The organism is Flavobacterium sp. AC105, assembly GCF_979258495.1.
Map to the genome: position 1 here is coordinate 4,404,397 of NZ_OZ409860.1, position 23,968 is coordinate 4,428,364.

Annotated in this window: 18 protein-coding genes; 12 read left to right on the forward strand and 6 right to left on the reverse strand. The window is 33.5% G+C overall.

Features of this window, described 5'->3' with window-relative positions:
- Positions 1-79 precede the first annotated feature (79 nt).
- From ACZ0AH_RS18260 to ACZ0AH_RS18275, 4 genes are all read left to right on the forward strand, one after another.
- Complete coding sequence (locus ACZ0AH_RS18260) at positions 80-1,456, forward strand: exonuclease domain-containing protein (RefSeq protein ID WP_463477211.1); 1,377 nt, start codon at positions 80-82, stop codon at positions 1,454-1,456.
- A 51-nt stretch (positions 1,457-1,507) separates the two neighbouring features.
- Positions 1,508-2,284 (forward strand): exodeoxyribonuclease III, encoded by a 777-nt coding sequence (gene xth, locus ACZ0AH_RS18265; RefSeq protein ID WP_463477212.1) that lies wholly within the window; start codon positions 1,508-1,510, stop codon positions 2,282-2,284.
- Between the two features lie 7 nt (positions 2,285-2,291).
- On the forward strand, positions 2,292-2,969 hold the full coding sequence (locus ACZ0AH_RS18270; RefSeq protein ID WP_463477213.1) for an alpha-ketoglutarate-dependent dioxygenase AlkB family protein: 678 nt from the start codon (positions 2,292-2,294) through the stop codon (positions 2,967-2,969).
- A gap of 92 nt (positions 2,970-3,061) precedes the next feature.
- Positions 3,062-3,523, forward strand: a complete 462-nt coding sequence (locus tag ACZ0AH_RS18275) for a DUF1810 domain-containing protein (RefSeq protein WP_463477214.1) — start codon at positions 3,062-3,064, stop codon at positions 3,521-3,523.
- Positions 3,524-3,825: 302 nt separating this feature from the next.
- Here the strand turns inward: ACZ0AH_RS18275 and ACZ0AH_RS18280 are convergent, their stop codons facing one another.
- A complete protein-coding gene (locus ACZ0AH_RS18280; protein ID WP_463477215.1) occupies positions 3,826-5,238 on the reverse strand; it encodes an APC family permease in 1,413 nt (470 codons plus the stop codon).
- 259 nt (positions 5,239-5,497) lie between these two features.
- Here ACZ0AH_RS18280 and ACZ0AH_RS18285 point away from each other — a divergent pair, with 259 nt between their 5' ends.
- From ACZ0AH_RS18285 to ACZ0AH_RS18310, 6 genes are all read left to right on the forward strand, one after another.
- Positions 5,498-5,725, forward strand: coding sequence for a hypothetical protein (locus ACZ0AH_RS18285; protein ID WP_463477216.1), 228 nt, complete (start codon positions 5,498-5,500; stop codon positions 5,723-5,725).
- A 334-nt stretch (positions 5,726-6,059) separates the two neighbouring features.
- Positions 6,060-6,713: a potassium channel family protein gene (locus tag ACZ0AH_RS18290; RefSeq protein ID WP_463477217.1), complete on the forward strand. Its 654-nt coding sequence runs from the start codon at positions 6,060-6,062 to the stop codon at positions 6,711-6,713.
- 15 nt (positions 6,714-6,728) lie between these two features.
- Entirely contained in the window at positions 6,729-7,139 is a 411-nt protein-coding gene (locus ACZ0AH_RS18295; RefSeq protein ID WP_463477218.1) for a hypothetical protein, read from the forward strand.
- A 202-nt stretch (positions 7,140-7,341) separates the two neighbouring features.
- Positions 7,342-8,568, forward strand: coding sequence for a C10 family peptidase (locus tag ACZ0AH_RS18300; protein ID WP_463477219.1), 1,227 nt, complete (start codon positions 7,342-7,344; stop codon positions 8,566-8,568).
- Positions 8,569-9,094: 526 nt separating this feature from the next.
- Complete coding sequence (locus ACZ0AH_RS18305; protein WP_463477220.1) at positions 9,095-10,513, forward strand: sensor histidine kinase; 1,419 nt, start codon at positions 9,095-9,097, stop codon at positions 10,511-10,513.
- 1 nt (position 10,514) lies between these two features.
- A complete protein-coding gene (locus tag ACZ0AH_RS18310) occupies positions 10,515-10,913 on the forward strand; it encodes a response regulator (protein WP_463477221.1) in 399 nt (132 codons plus the stop codon).
- Here ACZ0AH_RS18310 and ACZ0AH_RS18315 read toward each other — a convergent pair.
- Positions 10,910-12,049, reverse strand: coding sequence for an NlpC/P60 family protein (locus tag ACZ0AH_RS18315; protein WP_463477222.1), 1,140 nt, complete (start codon positions 12,047-12,049; stop codon positions 10,910-10,912). The genes ACZ0AH_RS18310 and ACZ0AH_RS18315 overlap by 4 nt on opposite strands.
- A 273-nt stretch (positions 12,050-12,322) precedes the next feature.
- On the opposite strand from ACZ0AH_RS18315, the gene ACZ0AH_RS18320 reads away from it, so the two are divergent.
- Complete coding sequence (locus tag ACZ0AH_RS18320; RefSeq protein ID WP_463477223.1) at positions 12,323-13,705, forward strand: Kelch repeat-containing protein; 1,383 nt, start codon at positions 12,323-12,325, stop codon at positions 13,703-13,705.
- Positions 13,706-13,862: 157 nt separating this feature from the next.
- Here ACZ0AH_RS18320 and ACZ0AH_RS18325 read toward each other — a convergent pair whose 3' ends face one another.
- From ACZ0AH_RS18325 to ACZ0AH_RS18340, 4 genes are all read right to left on the reverse strand, one after another.
- Positions 13,863-16,127, reverse strand: a complete 2,265-nt coding sequence (locus tag ACZ0AH_RS18325) for an aconitate hydratase (protein ID WP_463477224.1) — start codon at positions 16,125-16,127, stop codon at positions 13,863-13,865.
- Positions 16,128-16,257: 130 nt separating this feature from the next.
- A complete protein-coding gene (locus ACZ0AH_RS18330; RefSeq protein ID WP_463477225.1) occupies positions 16,258-19,029 on the reverse strand; it encodes a bifunctional aconitate hydratase 2/2-methylisocitrate dehydratase in 2,772 nt (923 codons plus the stop codon).
- 409 nt (positions 19,030-19,438) lie between these two features.
- On the reverse strand, positions 19,439-20,392 hold the full coding sequence (locus tag ACZ0AH_RS18335; protein WP_463477226.1) for an AAA family ATPase: 954 nt from the start codon (positions 20,390-20,392) through the stop codon (positions 19,439-19,441).
- A gap of 78 nt (positions 20,393-20,470) precedes the next feature.
- Positions 20,471-21,901: a peptidylprolyl isomerase gene (locus ACZ0AH_RS18340; protein WP_463477227.1), complete on the reverse strand. Its 1,431-nt coding sequence runs from the start codon at positions 21,899-21,901 to the stop codon at positions 20,471-20,473.
- Between the two features lie 537 nt (positions 21,902-22,438).
- On the opposite strand from ACZ0AH_RS18340, the gene ACZ0AH_RS18345 reads away from it, so the two are divergent.
- Positions 22,439-23,881, forward strand: coding sequence for an alpha-amylase (locus ACZ0AH_RS18345; protein ID WP_463477228.1), 1,443 nt, complete (start codon positions 22,439-22,441; stop codon positions 23,879-23,881).
- The last annotated feature ends 87 nt before the right edge of the window (positions 23,882-23,968 follow it).

Genomic DNA, 23,968 nt, shown 5'->3' on the forward strand with positions numbered 1-23,968 from the left:
CAATAAAAAATAAACCATTACAGATTTAAATTTTAATAAAACAACAGAAAACAATCGATTTTTACGTTATATAATAGAGATGAAAAAGCTGGAATATGCCATAGTAGATATTGAAACCACAGGTGGTAACGCCAGTGGCAGCCGCATTACAGAAATTGCCATCGTTATCCATGACGGAACAAATGTGATCGATCGCTATGAAACGCTTGTTAATCCGGAAAAAGAAATTCCAATCTCGATTTTTGCCCTGACAGGTATTAATAATGAAATGGTTCGTGATGCTCCTATTTTTGATTTTATTTCAGAAAAAGTATTAGAAATGCTTACCGACAGAATTTTCGTAGCTCACAATGTCAACTTCGATTATTCATTTGTTCGCCATCAACTGGAACAAGCAGGATTTAAATGGACGGCGAGAAAACTATGTACCGTTCGCGCAGCACGAAAAATCAGACCTGGTTTTGCATCGTACAGTTTAGGAAAACTATGCAATTCACTTGATATACCTTTAGAAAACCAGCATCGTGCCGGCGGAGATGCAGATGCAACAGCTATATTGTTTTCTCGATTATTAGAATGGGATGATAAAGGAGAAATTGAAAAAATGCTCAAAATTACATCGCAGGACCAACGCCTACCGCCGAATTTACCTCCTGAAGATTTTAATAATTTACCGGAAAAACCCGGCGTATATTATTTTTATAATGAAGTGAAAAAAGTAATTTATGTTGGAAAGGCAATCAACTTAAAAAAGCGTGTAGCTTCTCATTTTAGCGGTCATAAAATCAATCCGCAAAGGCAAAATTTTTTAAGGGAAATATACAGCATTTCCTTTGAGGTTTGTGCCACCGAATTAATGGCGCTGTTATTAGAATGTACAGAAATCAAAACATTATGGCCAACATACAACAGGGCTTTAAAACGTTTTGAACCAAAATTTGGACTTTATCAATATGAAGCCCGTAATGGATATAAATATTTAGCGATTGGGAAACTGAGTAAATTTCAGTCCTGCATTGAGCATTTCAGCAGTTTATATGACGGAATAAATTTATTGCAAAGTCTGGCGCAGCAATTTGAACTCGATTATCGATTCTGCAAATATTGTACGGTGGTAGAGGAAAATTTTCTAAAAAATGATCTCACAAATTTACCTGATGCCACACTTCATAACGCGCAGATCGAAAATGCGATTGATTTTTTAATAAGCAACAGACCTACTTTTGCCATTATAGATAAGGGAAGATCAACAGATGAACGCAGCTGTATTTGGGTTGAAAATGGTCACTTTTACGGAATGGGTTATTTGACTGCTGATATTGCAATTAATGAACCTTCGGATATTAAAAATTATGTTACAGCTTATAGAGGCAATCAATATATGCTGCACTTAATTATCGCTTACGCAGAAAAAAATCCACGGAAAGTTTTTTTCAACAAGAATTTTTTAAAATAAGATTCTAATATATTATTTGTAAATTTAAGAATACAACTAATTGAATGTCAGATGAAAATAGCAACTTATAACGTAAATGGAATTAACGGGCGCTTAAATGTATTACTGAAATGGCTTGAAGAAGCTACTCCGGATATCGTGTGTCTACAGGAATTAAAAGCGCCACAGGATAAATTTCCGCTTAAAGCGATTAATGATGCAGGTTACAATGCCGTTTGGCACGGACAAAAGCAATGGAATGGAGTTGCTATTCTCGCCCGCAATATGGAAATTGATGAAATAACCCGCATTCTTCCGGGAAACGATGAGGATATTCAAAGTCGGTATATCGAAGCTTTGATTAATGGTATTGTGATTGCGTGCCTTTATCTTCCAAACGGAAATCCGGCGCCCGGACCAAAATTAGAATATAAAATAAAATGGTTTGATCGTTTGGCTGATCGTGCCGAAATACTTTTGAATTTAAAAGTTCCTGTAATACTTGTTGGCGATTATAATGTAATGCCTACAGAATTGGATGTTTATAAGCCTGAAAAATGGGTAAAAGATGCACTTTTTCTACCTGAAGTCCGAAAAGCTTTTGCGGCTATTGTTTCGCAAGGATGGACAGATGCAATTCGCACCTTATATCCGGATGAGAAAATTTACACTTTTTGGGATTATTTTAGAAATGCTTATCAAAGAGATGCAGGCCTTAGAATTGATCATTTTTTGCTAAGTCCGCAAATAGCTCAAAAATTACGCTCCGGCGGGGTTGACCGCCATGTGCGCGGATGGGAAAAAACAAGTGACCATGCACCAGTATGGATTGAAATTGATACAAAATAATTGAACAATGACACTATTTAACGACACCGAATTATTTACCACTGGTTTGGGAGGGAAAAAAGTTTTTGACCTGCCTGATGCAGAACTTATTTTGATTGATAATTTCTTCAGTAAAGAAGAATCTGATCGTTTTTATGAAAAATTACTTTATCACACCAAATGGAGAGAATATGAAATGGAAATTTTCGATAAAATTGTTACTGCCCCCAGAATGATCGCCTGGTATGAAGATAAAGATAACGTTGGGGCAAGTGCGAACGGTCCTGACTGGACTTATGAATTGTTGACCATTAGAAGCCGGGTAGAAAAAGAAACTCAGCTTGATTTTAATGCGGTACTACTAAATTTATATCGAAATGGTAAAGATGGCGTAGCGTGGCACAGCGATAAAGAGCATAATACAGGTCAAAATCCTATTATAGCCTCAGTTACTTTTGGAGAAACGAGAATGTTTAGATTACGCCATAAATTCAGGAAAGATATTCCTCAGGTTGAGATTCCTTTGCATCACGGATCATTTCTCCTTATGGCAGGAACAACCAATAGTTTTTGGCAGCATCAGGTTCCTAAAACGGCCAAAAATGTATTGCCGAGAATAAATTTGACTTTTAGAAGAATTTATCGAAAGGAAGATAATGTCAAACATTTTCACACTCGGAATAGTGTACAAAAATTCCTTCTCTAAAAGTTAAAATACTCACTGTATGAACCTTTTATTAGGTATCGCCTATCTTTTTTAGTACTTTTGCAACCCTTTTTTCACAAACAAATACCATAATGGCATATTCAAACAATGATTTATCGCGTTTTTTAGATGCGCAAAACAAACTTTATCTTACTGCTCTTTCTGAAATTAAAAAAGGGAAAAAAGAAACGCACTGGATGTGGTTTATTTTTCCTCAAATAAAGGGATTGGGCACTAGCGATACTGCAAATCTTTACGCCATTAATGACCTAAAAGAAGCAACCGAATTTCTGGAACATCCTATATTAGGAAAACATCTTATAGAAATTTCTGAATTGATCCTGACTTTTAAAAGAAAATCAGCTGATGGAATTTTAGGAGATTTAGATGCCCGAAAACTACGCTCTTCTATGACTCTTTTTGCTTTGGTAGAAAATACAAATCCGATATTTAAGGAAGTACTGGATGCTTTTTTCTCCGGTGAAGAAGATCCTCTTACTTTGTCTATTATTAATTCAACAATAAAGCCTTCTATTGAAACTGAAATGGTATAATTCACCAAATAGTTTATTAGAATTTAGATTAAAAGACACTCCATTTTTTGCTTTTGCAGATTAGTAGTGTCTTTTTTTATTGGATACTTTTCTTGCCACGAAGCCGCTAAGGCTCCAAGTTTTTTATCGCAAGTAAATAATTTTTGGAATTATTTCTCTCGCAGATTTTGCAGATTGAGCAGATTTTTTTATTATTTGATCTTAGCAAAACTATTTCATAAAAAAATGCCTTGCTATAAGCAAGGCATTTTTTTTATATTTTCTTAGAGACTTAGCATCTCAGAACCTTAGTCCCTTTTTACTTAAACTTCTTTCGGTTTTGTTAAGTAATACACCGGAATTCCTGTTAGCATGATCAATACTCCCCAACCACAAGTTGAGAATTTTGTTACTAATAACGAAATACAAATTGCCGAAGCAATCACGATGTATAACAGTGGTAAAAATGGATATCCAAAAGCTTTATAAGGTCTTTCTACATCTGGCATTTTTTTACGTAAAATGAAGATTCCGTAGATTGTTAAAATGTAAAAAATCAAAACAATGATGATTACAAAGTCTAATAAATCACCATATTTTCCTGTAAGACACAAAGCCGAAGCCCAAATACATTGCGCCCATAAAGCCCATGCAGGAACACTCGATTCGTTTAAAACAGCTGCTTTTTTAAAGAACAAGCCATCTTTTGCCATTGTATAATAAACTCTTGCACCCGCCATAATTAATCCGTTGTTGCAGGCAAAAGTCGAAATCATAATCATAATTGCTATAATTAACGTTCCGATATTTCCAAAAATATATTGTGAAGCTACAACTGCTACTCTATCAGATTTTGCCGTTGCAATTTCGTTTAGCGGAATTACAGCCAAATACATCAAATTTGTCAATACATAAATAATCGTCACAATAAAAGTTCCCAGAAATAAACTGAAACCTACGTTACGTTTTGGGTTTTTAATTTCTCCCGCAATAAACGTCACACCGTTCCAGGCATCACTTGAGAATAAAGATCCAACCATAGCAGCTGAAATTCCGGTAATCAAAGCCGTTCCGCTAATTGGCAGCCACGAACCAGTTTCGACGTTGTACGAATGTGTTGCCCAGGCATCTGTCCAATTCGCATCCCAAACTGAAGCTTTTGCAGCAAGTGTTAATCCAAAAACGATTAAGCCCAACAAGGATAAAATTTTGATAATCGTTAAAACAGTCTGAAGAATTTTTCCGTTTTTAACACCACGACTATTAATATACGTCAATAAAACAATCGTAAAAATCGAAACAATTTGTGCTGCATTGAGTTTAAAAGAACCTAACTCATACAATATATTTTCGTCACTTAACGGTTCATAAAGGTAAGCCGCAAATTTCGAGAAAGCTACACCAACAGCAGCGATTGTTCCGGTTTGAATCACGGCAAAAAAGCTCCAGCCGTACAAAAAGGCAATCAATTTGTTGTAAGCTTCTTTGAGGTACACATATTGTCCGCCCGCTTTTGGAAACATTGCGCTTAGCTCGCCATAACTCACAGCGGCAATAATCGTAATCAGTCCTGAGATTAACCAAATCAGCGTTAACCATCCGGCAGAACCAACTTGTCTGGCGATATCAGCACTTACAATAAATATTCCGGAACCAATCATAGAACCTACCACAAGCATGGTTCCGTCTAGTAATCCTAGTTCTCTTTTAAAATTTTCCTGATCGTTTTCTTGCATTATTTTAGGTTTTTGGGTTGGTTAAAGATATACTTTTTTCTGAAATTTTAGAATTTAGATTGTAGATTTTAGATTCTTTAAAATATTTTGGAGCATTTATCTCCAGGTCGTCTCAAAACTTCGGGATTGCTATATCTTTTATTTATTTTAATAAAAAGTTTGGCATAATAATTTTATTTAAAGGTTTCGCATAAAATTATTATATTTAAGTAATCTGCATTTGACTTTAAAATAATTTCATCAAATAATTAAATTCTAAATGAAAAAATATAAAAACCTGAAAGGAGATTCCGGAGTTCAGTCCTACGAAATTGGTTCGGATTTTATCATTGTTCAATTTAAAAATGATGGAAGTTATCTCTATAATTATCAAATTCCGGGTTCATCACATGTAGAACAAATGAAAAAATTAGCAGTTAAAGGACAAGGATTAAGTACTTATATCAGTACAACTATTAAAAAAAGATATGCTGAAAAGATAAATTAATATAAAAATCCTTCTGATTAGGCATAAAATTCTTTTCTATAATTAAAAATAAGCCGCTTTTAAGATATTTTTATTTGTATAAATCTATGTTTGAATTATCCCTTTTTCGATCTGTATTTATTTTAAGTCTTAAATAAATTCTACACATTCTCCATTCTTCATTTAACTGTCTTTCTTGTACATCCTTAATTCCAAGACTAAATCTCTTATTAGAATTCTAGTTTTAAAGAATTTAATCTGATAATTTGATTTACGGATTTCCATAAAATTATACTTTTTCATCTTTTTACATTTGATAATCAGAAATATAATTAATAATTAACAATAATACAAAATGATTAACGAACCAAATCCAAGTAAACTAAGTTTACTAAATCTCATTGTATTAATATTATCTATTTATGTATTAGGTGCATTAATAATCAATTCTGTTTATGTCCTTCCCAAAGAAACATCATTACTATTAAATTATATTGACAATGTAATTTGCGGATTTTTTTTTATTGAATTTTGCATCCGTTTTAAAAATGCTGAAAACAAACTAAAATTTATGTATTGGGGATGGATTGATTTAATATCCTGTATACCGATGATTAATGCATTTCGAGCAGGTCGTTTATTACGACTTATTAGATTACTAAGAATTGTCAGGGCATTTAAAACAACAAAAAATATCGTTGATCATATTTTTGCAAACAAAGCAAAAGGTGCATTTACTTCTGTGTCAATTATTGCAGTTTTGCTTATTATTTTTTCAGCTATTGGAATCCTTCAAGTTGAAACTGATCCTAAAAGTAATATCAAAACTGCCGAAGATGCAATTTGGTGGGCATATGTAACAATAACTACAGTTGGTTATGGTGATAAATTCCCTGTTACTACAGAGGGAAGAATTATTGCTGCTGTTTTAATGACCGCAGGAGTTGGTTTATTTGGCACATTTACAGCTTACATCGCTTCTTTATTTGTAACCGAAAACAAAAATTAATTTAAATAATTATCCATGAAAAAAGTTTTATTTATTCTGTTATTATTTGCACTTAATTCCTGTGCAACAAATTATTACTTCGTCAGTATTGATGAAGATGCTACTATTTATGACTCTGAAAAAGCAACAGAATCAATTGCAGTAATCCCAAAAGGATCTGGCGCTTACATTAATATAAGCGATAAAAAACAGAGAAAAGTAAAATGGAAAAACTATAAAGGATGGGTAATAAATCCAGTCTATAGTAATTACAGTATGACAAATATTTCTAACGATTCCAACTCTTCCAGTAATTACAATTCTTCTAATAATTATACTAAATCATCAACTACTACCTCATCAGGAGGAAGCGTTCAGGTAAAAGGTTATACAAGAAAGAACGGAACGTATGTTGCTCCTCATACCCGAAGTGCTCCTCGAAGATAATAATGTAAACTTTTTTAAATAAAAAAATCACAATTATAAATTAGCCTCAACTGTTTCATACAAATAAAAATGGTCGTTTACGGGTTTACGTAAGAATATTCAAGCTCAACGTTTTAAATTTGAAAGCAAATCAATCTAAATTTTACAAAAAATATTTTGAATGCCATAAATAACCCAATTTTCAATTTAAATCAAAAAAACCATGAAACAAAACCAAAAAGGACTTGTAAAGTTAATATGCTTTACTGTTGGTCTATTATTTTCTTTAAATTCTTGTCAAAATGACAATGATGATCAGGCACAAATCCAATCAAAAGCAGATTCACATCTAATTTCTCAAGCAGATGCTGTTAAAATAGCTGAAAACTTATCACTTACAGGAGGAACGGCTTCTGCAACAGGTAAAACATCAAAAATAAAAAAGGCGGACAATGTTTTTGCAATGCTTACTAGTAAAAAAGATGCTGCATTTTATATCATAAACTATAATACCGGAGGTTTTGCAATAGTATCTGCCGATGATAGAAATACACCTATTTTAGCTTATTCTGATAATTCAACTTTTCAGAATGATACTGTAAATTATCCTGAAGGCCTAAAAATGTGGCTGGCTTTTCAAACCAAAAACATTGAAAAGATTAAGAGTAAAGGTGAAGTTCAATCTGCAGCTAGAAAAACAGAATGGAGCACCGTAGCTAAAACTATCTCTGGCAAGAGTATTACTGCCAGAATAACAATAGAACCTGAAGGTCCGTTATGCCCTGAGAGTTCAACAGAAATGGTTGGTCCACTTTTAACCACAACTTGGGGACAAGATTATGGTTACAATACTTTAGTCCCTTTTTTATGTAGTTCAGGTTCATCAGGGAGAGCACCAACCGGGTGTGTTGCAACTGCTATGGCTCAAGTAATGAAATATTATCAAAAACCTGCAACCTACAATTGGGCAAATATGCCTGCTAATTATGGCACAAGTACCACTGCACAACTTATGGTTGATGTTGGAGGTGCTGTTAATATGAGCTATAGTTGCGATGGATCTGCTGCAAATTCTGATCAAATTGCTTCATCTTTTAGAGATGATTTTCATTATGCAAATGCGTCAGGAAGCAGTTACAATTATCAGACCGTAGTTAATCAAATTATTGCAAGAAAACCTGTCATTTTAACTGGTGGAAGAAAAAAAGATGGTATTTCTTTTAACATGTATTCAGATGGGCATGCATGGGTTTGCGATGGTTACCGCAGATCTAGTAACTATAGTTATGATGAAAGTACGGGCTCTTGCATTGGAGGTTCAATTTTACAGTTACACATGAATTGGGGGTGGTCCGGTTCTTATGATGGATGGTACTATTTCAATAATTTTAACCCTGCAGACAGAACTTATAATTATGACACAAAAATGCATTACAACATAACTCCATAATTAAACTATTATATAAAATTATTATGAAGATATAAACTGGTATTCAAAATAAAAAGCCACAATTTTAAAAAAAATTGTGGCTTTTTTTAATTATAATAAATACTTCTGCTTTATTTATTCACGTCTTTAAAATTATTTCAATGTTAAACAAAAACAACTTTTTTTGACATTCTATTTCATATCATCAAATATTCAAAAATTAAATTCTTCGATTTTTAAAGTTGAATTTATTATTTAAAATCACGTACATCATTATCATTTAATTGATTATCAAATAGTTAGTTTGTTTATTTTTATTAAAACAATTTAACAAGAAATAATTAACAATTTGTCGAAGTGTATTCTTTTTTTTATTAAATTTGGATTAATCGTTAAACAAACAAATAAAACCCGAATATTTCATTAACAATTGTTTAATTTTTATTTTAATTCAATCGACCCCTAAGATTAATTATTTCAGAAGAAAAATTGTTCAAACAGTTAAAACAGGCATGGAATCAAATATTAACCTACAAATCCAAAATGTATGTCTAAGGGTCTATTTTTTAAAAAATTGCAGGTTCGTCTGCCAAAGGTTTTCGTTCTTTTATTAATTGTTTTTATTTCGTGTACGTTATTAATTTGCATCAATTTTTTTACCATTAAAATATTATCTGCCAATAGAGCTTATGTAAATGGCGAATCACATTATTCAAAAGGGCAAAAAGATGCTTCGCGGCACCTTATTACCTATTTATATACAAAAGAACCAAACCAGTGGGATTTATACCTCGAAGAATTAAAAGTTCCTCAAGGCGACGGAATTGCACGAAAGACGCTCTTAAAAGCTGGTGACAATGAGGTAGCCAGAAAAGGATTTACTACAGGCCGTAATCACAAAGATGATTTAGACGATCTGGTTTGGTTATTTGTAAATTTCAAGGAAGTTCCATTTTTAGCAAAAGCCATTCATGAGTGGGAACAAGGTGATAATTTAATTTATGAACTGTTTGTTATTGGGACTCAAATTGATGCCAGGATCAAACACAATACATTAACAGCTATTGATCGGGAAAAATTTCTTCAGCAAATTAGTCGTATTAGTGACAGGCTAACGATTAACGAGCGAAATTTCTCAAACACATTAGGAGAAGGGACCCGGAAAATAAAAGTTTTACTCATGATTACTAATATTGTTTTTATATTAATCATCATTTGCAGCGTTTGTCTCTATTATTCGATAATGGTGAAGCGATTAATTGTTTCTAAAAAGGAAATTGAGGTTAAAAACGAGAATCTAATATTGGTAAATCATGAACTGGACAGGTTTGTTTATAGCGCTTCTCACGATTTAAGATCTCCAATAACTTCTTTAAAAGGTTTAATTGAAATCACTCAGCTTGAGGACGATATTGAGCAGATTAAAGATTATTTAAGTTTAATGTATCAAAGCCTGACCAAACAAGATCAATTTATCAGTGATATTATTGATTACTCTAAAAATAAGCGGAAGCAAATAATCATAGAACCGGTAAGTTTAAAAGAGTTGTTTAACGAAGCTATTTCGCAATTGATGCATATTGAAAATGCCAACAGAATAACCTTTACACAAGAATTATTAGTAGATCAGATTCAGAGTGACGGTTTACGCTTAAAAATTATTATCAGCAATTTAATTTCTAATGCTATAAAATATGCCGATGATAGTAAACACGAGATGTTTATTTCTATTAAAACTTATATTATTGATGGTTTTAATAAAATTGAAGTTTCGGATAATGGAATAGGAATTAATGATGAATTTAAAGATCGTATTTTTGAAATGTACTTTGGAACTAACAAAAATAAAGGTTCCGGATTAGGACTTTACATTGTAAAAGAAGCTATCGAAAATATTAAAGGAAACATTTGTGTGTTTTCAGAAAGTAAAATTGGAAGTAAGTTTATTGTAACAATACCAACTTAGTATGCCATGTAAACCAGTATTTTTATTAATCGAGGACAATTTGATTGATCAGCTTGTTATCAAACAATTACTTAAAAAAGTACTGCATATTGACGAAGTTTTTATTGCAAATAACGGCAAGGAAGGCATTCAGTGGTTTTATAACAACAAAAAAAGTTTATTTCCATTGATTATTTTACTGGATATTCAAATGCCTATAATGAATGGTTTTGAATTTTTGGATGAATTTCAGAAGCTAAAATCGGGAATTAAAAAAGAAACTCAAATATATGTACTCTCTTCTACCCTAGATTCTGATGATATGGAGCGTATAAACAAAAATAAACATGTAGCTGGTTTTTTGAACAAACCTTTTCCTATTGAAGAATTTAAAAAGAAGGTATACTTTGAAATGAATTAATGAATTTCAAGAACACGATTTACTTGCGAAAAAGCCCTTTCGTAATATGGTTCTTTGGTTGAAGAAATCATTACGCCGCCATGGGTCGAAGAATGAACAAATCTAATTTCGCCATCAAGAACTTCTACAACCATTCCAACATGGTTAATTTGATGTCTTCCGTTGGTTTTAAAGAAAATGAGATCGCCTTTTTGTGCTTCTTCTGAATCTATTTTTATACCAATCCGCGATTGTTCTATTGAACTTCTTGGCAGTTTTATATCAAAATTATTGAAGGTACAAATCATTAAGCCTGAACAATCAAAACCTGCTTTTGTGGTTCCGCCCGATCGATATCTTGTTCCAATATTTTCAGTTGCATTTGCAATTAACTGTTCAATTAACTCTGAATTATTACTAACTCTTATAACTGTTGACGAATCTTTTTTAACTTCAGTATTATCAACAATAGCAACCTGAGTTGGAGTTGTAACAGGATCTTTTACTTCTGGAGCCGAAACTGGTTTTGCAGCTTGTATCGCATCGGCTTTTGCTTTAGGAATACGAATTTTTAAGGTATAACCAACTGGCAATTTGCCTTTCATTTCGGGATTTTGTTTTTCGAGTTCGGCTACAGAAATTCCAAATTCTTTGGCGATTGCGTATTTAGTTTCTTTGGGTAAAACTTCCCTGAATACATCAACTTCTGCAGATATCCGAGCATTTTCAATTGGTTTTTCTGAAGAAGCAATTCCATTTGACGGGATAACAATTTTCTGTCCTATTTTTAAACCTTCTGTCTCTAAAACCGGATTGGCCTTTTTTAAATCTTCTACAGAAACTTTATATTTTTTTGATATTCCCCAAAGTGTTTCTTTCACTAAAACTTCATGTGAACCGGGCGTATTAGTTTCGACAATTTCGGTTTTTGCAATAGTTTTAGCTTCCTTTGATTGCGATATGACTTTTTGATTTGTATTTGGAATTAATAAAACGGAGTTGAGTTTTAAAATTTTTGGAGCATCAGGATTTGCTTCTTTAATGTCATTCGGTTTTAGTCCGTATTTTTTTGCAATAATAGTAAGGTTTTCTCCTTTTGAGATGGTATGTTTGATATATTTTTCCTGAGAAAAAGCTCCAACACTAAAAAAAAACATTATAATTATTAACCTGACAACCATTATTTATTGAAATTTTTATTTTTTATTATTCTCGTATTGAGACTAACTGTATTATTTTAACTCAAAAAACACATTTATATTACCTGCAAAGCGAATTTAACTTTTTAAAGTAAAAAAAGAGTCTTTTTTAACAACTAATTTGGATCAAATTAACAAATTCGGCATGCAAATTGAGCAAGTAATTTAAAACCAAAGTTTTATAAAAAGGATATTTTTTCAATTGTGAGACTAAATTTTAAACCAAATCCTATGAAGAAATTACTACTCGTTATTTTTATTTCTTTTCCTTTATTTTCGATTGCCCAAAACATAAACGGAATTGTAGTTTCTCAAAAAACGAATCTGCCTCTTGAAGACACCAATGTTTTTGCCTTATCCAGCAACACTGGAACATTATCTAATGAAAAAGGTGAATTCTCACTAAAACTCCTTTCAAAATTTAAAGAAAATGACATTTTACAATTTTCTCATATTGGCTACATAACTACAAAAGTTACCGTTACAGATTTAAAGAAATTAAATTTTAAGGTTTCTCTGTCTGAAGATGTCGAAAATTTATCTGGATTAACGATTCCGGCAAATCAGAAATTAAGATTAAAATCGAAACTGGCTTTTACTAAACTAGCTCCTTTAAAATATAGAGTTTCAGCATTTGGATCCCTTTTAAAAGATGACAAAATTTATGTAATTGGCGGAGATGAGACTTATAAGATGGATCCGTTAGAAAAAGTTAAACGCGAAAAACCTGATTTTACCCTTCAAGATTATTTAAACGAACTTAAATTTCAATCTACCGGTGAATTCTATAAAGACAAATTATTGATTTATGACATCAAAAATAATTCATGGGAAACTTCGTCATTAAAATTTAAAAAAAGAGCATATCATAACCTCAACTATTATGATAATAAGATGTATGTAATGGGAGGAAAAAGAATATCCGCAAACGGAGTATTTCAATATTTACAAGATCAAATTGAAGTTTTTGACATGGATAAAAAAACAATTACAATTGATAAAACATATCCGCATCAGGCTTCTAATGCAGTTTCTTTTTCATACAAAGACAACATTATTGTAATGGGAGGTTCAGTAAAATCAACTGAAAAAGACAAAAAGGAATTTACGGACAAAGTGCATTTATACAATATTAATTCTGGTTATTGGTACGAACTTGAAAAAATGCCAATGGCTATGGAAACAAATGGAATCCTGATTGGCGATAAAATTTATCTAATTGGAGGCAACAACGGAAATCCGGTTTCAGGAATGGAAACTTTTGATTTAGTTACTGAAAAATGGGAAACAGAAGGCGAATTGTTTTCTGCCCTGGAAAGACCTGCCGTTGCGTTTCATGATGAAACGATTTATTTTTTTGAAAATCAAAAAATGTGCGTTTATGATATTAAATCAAAACAGCTAAAACAATACAATGTTGAACTTGGATTAAAAGATTCCGGGATGTATTACTATAATGATAAATTATATATTTTAGGAGGAAAGACGGTAAATAATTATTCTGAGTCGCCATCTGCACAGGTATACAGCATTGCTATTGATGAATTTGAAACTACTAAACCGGATCATACCAAGATTTTATCAACGGGAGGCAATTTGGCTAAAGCCAATTAATCTTAGATTAAAATCAAATTAGGAGCGGTATCCTTTTTTATGGCTTTTTCTGCCATAAAAAAGATATAGCGTCTGGACAATTCGGGATGGAAATAGCTTTAAATAAAAAAAACGCCCTGTTTTCACAGCGCGTTTTTAGTATCATTGAATCTTAATATTAAGCTTTTCCGGCAGCAATTAAGTTTAATGCTGAACCTGCAACGAACCAGCCAATCTGACCTGCGTTATAGGTATGATTTGCCAGGATAATGTCTTTTGTACCATTTTCGTGAACGAACTCTAATGTTAATGGTTTTCCCGGAGCGAACTCTGTTAAATCAGTAAAATTAATGGTATCGTTTTCCTGAATTTTATCGTAATCAGCTTCGTTAGCGAATGTTAATCCTAAAAGACCTTGTTTTTTAAGGTTTGTTTCGTGTATGCGGGCAAAAGATTTTACCAATACCGCTTTAACTCCCAAGAAACGTGGCTCCATTGCAGCATGTTCACGAGATGAACCTTCGCCATAATTGTGATCTCCCACAACGATTGACGGAACTCCAGCCGCTTTGTATGCACGAGCTACAGCAGGAACTGCATCATAAGCTCCTGTTAATTGATTTTTAACTGAATTTGTTTTTTGGTTGAATGCATTTACTGCGCCAATCAACATATTGTTAGAAATATTATCTAAATGTCCGCGGAAACGCAACCATGGCCCGGCCATAGAAATGTGATCCGTTGTACATTTTCCGAATGCTTTGATTAACAATTTAGCACCTGTAATATTTTTACCATCCCAGGCATCAAACGGCGCTAATAATTGTAAACGTTCTGATGCTGGACTTACAACAACCTGAACTCCTGAACCGTCTTCTGCAGGAACCTGGAATCCCGGATCTTTTACATCAAATCCTTTTGGAGGCAATTCGTCTCCTGTTGGGGCTTCAAGCATTACTTCTTCTCCGTCTTCGTTGATTAAAGTATCTGTTAACGGATTAAAACCTAAATCTCCTGCAATTGCCATAGCTGTTACCAATTCCGGAGAACCTACGAAAGCTAAAGTGTTTGGGTTACCATCTGCACGTTTTGAAAAGTTACGGTTGAAAGAGTGAACGATGGTGTTTCTTTCTTCTTTTTCTGCTCCGTCTCTGTCCCACATACCAATACATGGTCCGCAGGCATTTGCAAAAACAGTAGCGCCAATTTTTTCGAAAGTATCGATAAATCCGTCTCTTTCAATTGTATAACGTACAACTTCAGAACCTGGAGTAATCGTGAATTGAGATTTAGTTTTTAAGTTTTTAGCACTTACTTGTCTGGCCAAAGAAGCCGCACGTGCAATATCTTCGTAAGATGAATTTGTACATGAACCAATTAAACCAACCTGAATTTGTAATGGCCAGTTATTTTTGATGGCTGTTTCTTTCATTTTAGAAATTGGAGTCGCTAAATCCGGTGTAAAAGGTCCGTTTAAGTGTGGCTCTAATTCTGTTAAATTAATTTCGATAACCTGATCAAAATATTGTTCCGGGTTAGCGTAAACTTCCGGATCTCCGGTTAAGTAAGACGCTACTTTATCTGCAGCATCTGCAACATCAGCTCTGTTTGTAGAACGCAGGTAACGACTCATAGAATCATCGTAACCAAAAGTTGAAGTTGTAGCTCCAATCTCTGCACCCATATTACAAATAGTTCCTTTTCCGGTACATGACATAGAAGTTGCACCTTCACCAAAATATTCAACGATTGCACCAGTTCCTCCTTTTACAGTAAGAATACCGGCAACTTTAAGAATAACATCTTTAGGAGCTGTCCAACCTGATAATTTACCGGTTAGTTTTACTCCAATTAATTTAGGAAATTTAAGCTCCCAAGCCATACCGGACATAACGTCTACAGCATCGGCTCCACCAACACCAATTGCTACCATTCCTAAACCACCTGCATTTACAGTGTGCGAATCGGTACCAATCATCATTCCGCCCGGGAAAGCGTAATTTTCAAGTACTACCTGATGAATAATTCCGGCTCCCGGTTTCCAGAAACCAATTCCGTATTTATTAGAAACTGATGATAAGAAATCAAAAACTTCGTTGCTTTGTGTTTTTGCCCGTGCCAAATCTGTTGCTGCATCTACTTTTGCCTGAATTAAGTGATCGCAGTGAACCGTTGTAGGCACTGCAACCTTAGCTTTACCAGCATGCATAAATTGCAATAATGCCATTTGAGCAGTTGCATCCTGACATGCAACACGGTCCGGAGCAAAATCAACGTAATCTACTCCTCTGCCAAACGCCTGAGATGGATTTCCGTTCCAAAGGTGGTTGTACAAAATTTTCTCCGTTAAAGTAAGTGGACGACCAACAATCTCGCGTGCTTTATCAACACGACCCGGCATGTTCTCATACACTTTTTTAATCATTTCAATATCAAAAGCCATAAGTTATAATTGTTTTTTTATTTTTATTTTGAACATCACAAGTTACAAAAAATAGAATAGCCAGAAAAGAAAAAAGCCTGAGTTTATCGCTCAGGCTTTTTATATATAATCATTATAACTAATCGTGTAATTACATCACCAATAGTTTATGAGAAGGTGCAAATCTAGTCAGGCTAATCCCTTCTACCGCAGCTGTATATTCAGCAAGTGTAGGGGTTCTGCCTAAAATTGTAGATAAAACGACCACTGGTGTAGAAGAAAGCAATGACTCTCCTTTTTTACCTTCAGTATCTTCTACAACTCTTCCTTGAAATAAACGTGTAGAAGTTGCCATTACAGTATCTCCTTTTGCCGCTTTTTCCTGATTACCCATACAAAGGTTACATCCCGGACGCTCTAAATATAACATGTTCTCGTATTCTGTACGTGCTGCGCCTTTAGGAGCGTTATCGTTGAATTCGAAACCTGAATATTTTTGTAAAACTTCCCAGTCACCTTCGGCTTTAAGTTCATCTACAATGTTGTATGTAGGCGGTGCCACTACAAGCGGTGCTTTGAATTCAACTTTACCGTGAAGATCTTCTATATTTTTAAGCATTTGAGCAAGGATTTTCATATCTCCCTTGTGAACCATACAAGAACCGATAAATCCAAGATCTACTTTTTTCTCTCCTCCATAAAAAGATAAAGGTCTGATGGTATCGTGCGTATATCTTTTAGAAACATCAACATTATTTACGTCTGGATCAGCAATCATTGGCTCGATAATCTGATCCAAATCAACAACAACTTCAGCATAATATTTAGCGTTTGCATCTGGAGTCAAAGCTGGTTTTTCAGCTGATTTAATCTCTGCAATTCTCTTATCTGCTTTATTGATCAATCCCTGAAGAACTTGTTTTGTATTATCCATTCCTTTATCGATCATGATCTGGATTCTGCTTTTTGCAATCTCAAGAGATTCAATTAAAGTATCATCTTCAGAAATACAGATAGAAGCTTTTGCCTTCATTTCTGCAGTCCAGTCTGTAAACGTAAATGCCTGGTCAGCAGTAAGAGTTCCAAGATGAACCTCGATAATTCTACCCTGGAATACGTTTTCACCACCAAATTTCTTAAGCATTTGAGCTTGTGTTGAATGAACGACATCACGGAAGTCCATATAATCTTTCATCTCTCCCTTAAATGTCACCTTTACAGATTCCGGAATTGGCATTGAAGCTTCTCCGGTAGCAAGTGCAAGAGCAACTGTTCCTGAGTCAGCACCAAAAGCAACACCTTTTGACATTCTTGTATGAGAGTCACCACCAATAATGATAGCCCACTCGTCTATTGTAATATCATTAAGAACTTTGTGAATTACATCAGTCATCGAATGATAAACGCCTTTCGGGTCACGAGCTGTGATTAAACCAAAATCGTTCATAAATTTCATCAATTTTGGAATATTTGCCTGCGCTTTTTTATCCCATACCGAAGCTGTGTGACAACCAGATTGGTATGCACCGTCAACGATTGGCGAAATTACTGTAGCAGCCATAGATTCTAATTCCTGAGCAGTCATAAGACCAGTCGTATCTTGCGAACCTACAATGTTAACTTCTACACGAACATCAGAACCGGCGTGTAAAACTTTACCCGGAGTTATACCAACAGCGTTTCTGTTAAATATTTTCTCTACCGCTGTAAGACCTTGTCCTTCAATAGAAATTTCTTTTGATGGAGCAAATACAAGCGGAGCTTCGATATCTAAAATTTTAGCAGCTAATGTTTGAAGTTTTTTACCAAATACAATTGCGTAAGATCCGCCAGCTTTGATAAATTCCATTTTTTGAGGCGTGAATGCCTTAGAAATATCAATTAGCTCTTTGTCGCCGTTATATAGTTTCTTCGTTTTTGTGTTTATGGTAAGTACAGTTCCTGTAGCAACAGAATATGCTTCTTCAAGAATTGGCTCATTATTCTCATTACGAATAATATTACCATCTGTATCAAGCTTTTTTACCCAGTTTTTAAGGTCTAAACCAATACCACCAGTAACATCAACAGTTGTTAGGAAAATTGGAGAGATACCGTTTGTTCCTGCAACAATTGGAGCAATATTAATAAATGGAACATATGGGCTTGCTTGTTTACCTGTCCAAAGTGCCACGTTGTTTACGCCTGACATTCTTGATGAACCTACACCCATTGTCCCTTTTTCAGCAATTAGCATAACGCTTGCGTCAGGATGTTTTGCTTGTAATGCTTTAATTTCCTCTTGTGCCTGAGGCGTAATCATACATTTACCATGAAGTTCACGGTCAGAACGTGAGTGCGCCTGATTACCCGGAGAAAGCAAATCTGTCGAAATGTCTCCTTCACCGGCGATATATGTAACTACTTTAATTTCTTCAACTACTTCCGGCAATGAAGTAAAAAACTCTGCCTGTGCGTAACTTTTGATAATCTCTATTGCAACTGGATTACCATTTTTGAATGCTTCTTTAAGACGATCTGTATCTGCCTCATAAAGATAAACTTGTGTCTTAAGAACATCTCCTGCCTGTTTTGCAATAGCAGTATACTCACCAAGTGCTAAATCCAATAATACCTCAATAGAAGGTCCACCTTTCATATGTGACAATAACTCAAAAGCAAAATCAGGTGTTATTTCTTTTACTTCTGATTGACCCAGAATAATTTCCTTTAAAAACTTAGCCTTCGTACCTGCAGCACTTGTCGTCCCGGGTACAACATTATAAATAAAAAAGTTAAGAGAATCCTCTCTGTACTCATTATTCAAATCTTTAATTTGTTCAATGATTTCGCTTAATAATTCAGCTCCATCAATTGGTTTCGGGTTAAGCCCTTGACCTTTTCGTTCTTCAATTTCTTGGATGTAATCCTGATAAATATTCATAATAAAAGTCTTTTCTAGGTATTTTTATTTTTTTGTACGCAAATTTAGGTATTAAAGCCGACAATTAAAAAAAATATAATGGAAGTCGCCTTTTCAAAAATTATTATTGTTAAAAAACGATTTTGACTGCTTGTTTTTATCAAAATAGCAGTTTTGTATTAAAAAAATGAATTATTGATATTTTAAAATCTTTTCTTTAACAAAGTCGAAATCTAATGTTATAATCTAAGTCAGATTTTACCGCATTTTCCGCTAAGAATCTTTCTAAATTAAAATTTACATCGTTATAGTGCGTCTAAAACTCAATTTGAGGTGCGTCAATACCACAAAAAAACAATGACAAATAGAAACAAAAAAAAGCCTAACAGGTTTCTAAAATCTGTTAGGCTTTTTGCTTTTTTTATATTTATTACATCAACTTCTGAATAATAATTTCTTCTGTTATTCCTTCAGCATCTGCTTTGTAGTTTTTAATAATTCTGTGGCGCAGAATTCCCGTTGCAACAGCTTTAACGTCTTCAATATCCGGAGAGAATTTACCATTGAAGGCTGCATGTGCTTTTGCTGCCAGAATTAAATTTTGAGAAGCTCTTGGCCCTGCTCCCCAATCCAGATAATTCTTTACAAAATCATTTGACAAGGTATTATCAGGACGTGTTTTACTTACCAAAGTTACAGCATATTCAATAACATTATCAGCTACCGGAATTCTGCGGATCAAATGCTGAAAATTAATAATTTCCTGAGCCGTAAATAATGGATTAATAGTCGTTTTAACATCAGATGTGGTACGTTTTACAACTTGTACTTCTTCTTCAAAACTTGGATATTCTAATTTTATAGCAAACATAAAACGGTCTAATTGCGCTTCCGGCAACGGATATGTTCCTTCCTGCTCAATTGGGTTTTGAGTTGCTAATACAAAATAAGGCAAGTCTAATTTATAATTCTGCCCTGCAATTGTAACGGAACGCTCCTGCATTGCCTCAAGTAAAGCTGCTTGCGTTTTAGGCGGCGTTCTGTTAATCTCATCAGCAAGAATAATATTTGAAAAAATAGGTCCTTTAATGAATTTAAAATGTCTGTTTTCATCTAAAATCTCGCTTCCTAATATATCAGATGGCATTAAATCCGGCGTAAACTGAATTCTTTTAAAATCTAAACCTAAAGCCTGAGACAAAGTGTTTATCATTAAAGTTTTTGCCAAACCGGGAACACCTATTAAAAGTGCATGTCCTCCAGAAAATATACAAAGTAAAATTTGATCTACAACATCATCTTGACCTACGATGATTTTTGCTATTTCGGCTTTTAATTCATTTCGTTTTTGAACTAGGTTGTGAATTGCTGTTACGTCAGACATCTATGAATGTATTTTAAATTAAAAAGAGTTAGTGCTATGAATTCATAAAACTAACTCTTTTTATTTATTTAATAAAAATTATTTTTTCAACCAATTGTATACAAAATTACAATCTCTATACTCTCCGATAACTTTAATGTAAGTATCTTTTATCTTGGTATCAAACCATTTTGAAATTGTAGTAATCTGTTTTTCTTTTAATGCTAATTCTTTAATTTTAGTATAATCTTTAGCATAATCAGCAACGTGCTCATCAATTCTGTTGGTAACGGTAATCAACTTATATGTTTTTTTACCTTTATCATCTGTATTTAAAAGAGGCTGAGAAATTTCATCGTCTTTTAAATTAGAAACCTGACTGTACAAGGTTGGATCCATTTTAGTCAGCTCAAAACGTGTATCCTGAGTATTTGGATTTACTAAAGTTCCTCCATTTGCTCTTGTTTCTTTTTCATCTGATTCTGTTCTTGCAGCATCAGCAAAAGAAATCTCTTTGTTGATTATCTTATTTCTAATATTTGTAATTCTTTCTTTGGCATCTTTCAAAGCTTCCTCAGAAACCGTTGGTGCAATTAAAATATGACGTAATTCTACTTCCTGTCCTTTTATTTTTTCAACCATAATAATATGATATCCAAAAGTAGTTTTAAAAGGTTCCGAAATTTCACCTTCTGCTAAACTAAAAGCAACATCTTTAAATTCTTTTACGAAAGGCGTTTTTCTTGTCATTTTATAAAAACCTCCTGTTGGCGACGATCCCGGATCTTGTGAATACAAAACGGCTTTTGTTGCAAAACTGGAACCTTCTAAGACATCTTTTCTTATAGCATTTAATCTGTCTTTTACTTTTTGTTCATCTTCTGCCGAAACTTTAGGTTCTACAACAATTTGCGCAACTTCCATTTCAGCTCCAAAAGTTGGCAACTCCTCTTTTGGTATTTTCTTAAAGAAATTACGAACTTCTTCCGGTGTGATTTCTACCGCATCAATGATTTTTTTAGTCATTTCCTGCGCTAATTTTTGCTCTTTTAAGATATCTGCAAAATAAGTTTTAAACTCTTCTACTGAATTTTTTTTGTAATAAGCAACTACCTTATTAATATCTCCAACTTGTTGGATCATATAATTTAACCGATCCTCCATCATGCTTCTTACTTCAGCATCACTCACGATAATACTATCCTGAATAGCCTGATGTGCATATAATTTATCTTCTAAAAGTTTACCAAGCATCTGGCATCTTGTAATATCTTTTATAGAACCTCCCTGACTTGAAATCTCTAAATATCCTTTATCTATATCCGAATCTAAAATAATATAGTCTCCAACATTAGCAATAATACCATCAATTTTTTGCTTTTGACCTGAAGGAATCGCAACTGATTTCTTAACAACAGTATCTTTAATAATTTCCTGAGCCGAAATAATTGAGTTGAAAAAAAGTAAAAAACACATTGTCAATACTAGCTTGTAATCAATTGTTTTTAGCTGTAATTTTTTTAATAACATTATTTTAAATTTAATTTGAATGTAAAGATCTTGTTTTTAGAATTTCGTTTTAAACTAAAATCAACTTAACCTATATTTTTAGAAATCATCTAAAAACACTAAATATTTAAGATCTAGTTCCTTTAACTTATGCCGAACAAAAATAACAATTCAATTACATAATACAACTATCAGCTATACTATTAACAAAAAATTATATGGATAGCTCTTAAATCTAATAAAAGGAATCTGCTTTTTTGCAATTAATCTTTCTAAAACGATAGAAATCGTGTCGTTTTTGCTTGAGAATTGGCTTTATTTAGCTCTTTTCAGAAAACCCAAACTATCCTAATTTAAAATCGAATAAAAAAAGTTCTCAACACTACAACGTTTTCGTAGTATAAATATTTTCTTATAAAAGTTTATCGAATCAAAAAATACATACTTTAGATGCGTAATTAATAATTTACAGGTATTAAAATTACGAATATTCACTTTTTAAAGCCTTATAAATACATTATTACAACTTTATTAATTAACCTTAACCAAATCACTATTATGAAAAAACCGAATGCAAAGATTTATTTTCTTGCAGTAATGACAGCTTTTTTTTGTTCTTGCTCGCAAAATGAAACCAACGAGGCAGATGCTAAAGCTGAAAGCAAGCAATTTCAAATTATTAATGTTACACATCACGATGGAAAACCGTTTAGTACAGGGCTTTCTCAATCTTCACCAACGGGCAAGTATGTTGATAATCCTGGCGGAGGTGTTATGATGCAGGCTTTTTACTGGGATGTTCCTGCCGGAGGAACCTGGTGGAATACTGTTGCGACCAAAGTAACTGCCTGGGGGAATGCCGGAATTGGTTCTATTTGGCTCCCGCCAGCTTCTAAAGCACAAAATGGTGCGTTCTCGATGGGATATGATCCAACAGATTATTTTGATTTTGGAGATTACAACCAAAATGGTTCTACAGAAACACGTTTTGGATCTAAAACCGAATTGGTAACTCTGATTACAAAAGCACATACCGAAAACTTAAAAGTGTATGCTGATATCGTAATTAATCACAACAGTGGAGGACAATCAGAAGCGAATCCTTTTACAGGTACAAACACCTGGACGAACTTTACAGGAATTGCATCTGGAAAATTTCCACGTACATATAATGACTTTTACAAAAATAGTTATGGTAATAACGACGAAGGTTCTTTTGGAGGCTTTCCGGATTTATGCCATGCAGCACCTAATGTACAGAATTGGCTGTGGTTAAGAACAGACGGAGTTGGAAAATACTATAAAAACACCATGAAATTTGATGGTTGGAGATTCGATTATGTTAAAGGTTTTGCTCCGTGGGTTGTACACGATTGGAACGCAAATGTAGGCGGATTTTCGGTTGGGGAATATTGGGATGCAAACGTAAACACATTGGAATGGTGGGCTAATAATGCGAATAGTTCTGTGTTTGATTTTGCTTGTTATTATAAAATGAATGATGCTTTTGATGGAAATAATCTTGCGTTATTAAACGACGACATGATGTGGAAAAGAAATCCGTACAAAGCAGTTACTTTCGTGACCAATCACGATACAGATGAAATTTCGAATAAATTATTAGCGTATTCCTATATTTTAACTCATGAAGGATATCCAACAATATTCTACAGAGATTATGAAGAATGGCTGGATAAAAACAAGTTAAACAATCTAATCTGGATTCATAATAATAAAGCAACAGGTACAACTTCGATTTTATATTCTGATAATGATGAATATGTAGCGAGAAGAAACGGATATAACGGAAATCCCGGATTGGTTGTTTACATTAATAATTCGTCATCGTGGCAAGAAAGATGGGTTCAGACTAATTGGGCCAACACTCAAATTAAAGATTTTACAGGAGCTTCAACCTGGTACCCAACAACCCAAGCTGATAAATACGTAAAAATTCAATGTCCGCCTAAAGGATATACGGTTTGGTCAATCAACCAATAATTTACATTAAATGTTAATCTAAGGCTGTTCTAAAAAAACAGCCTTATTTTTTTCTTAGAAACTCATATTTATAATACAAATAGTTCC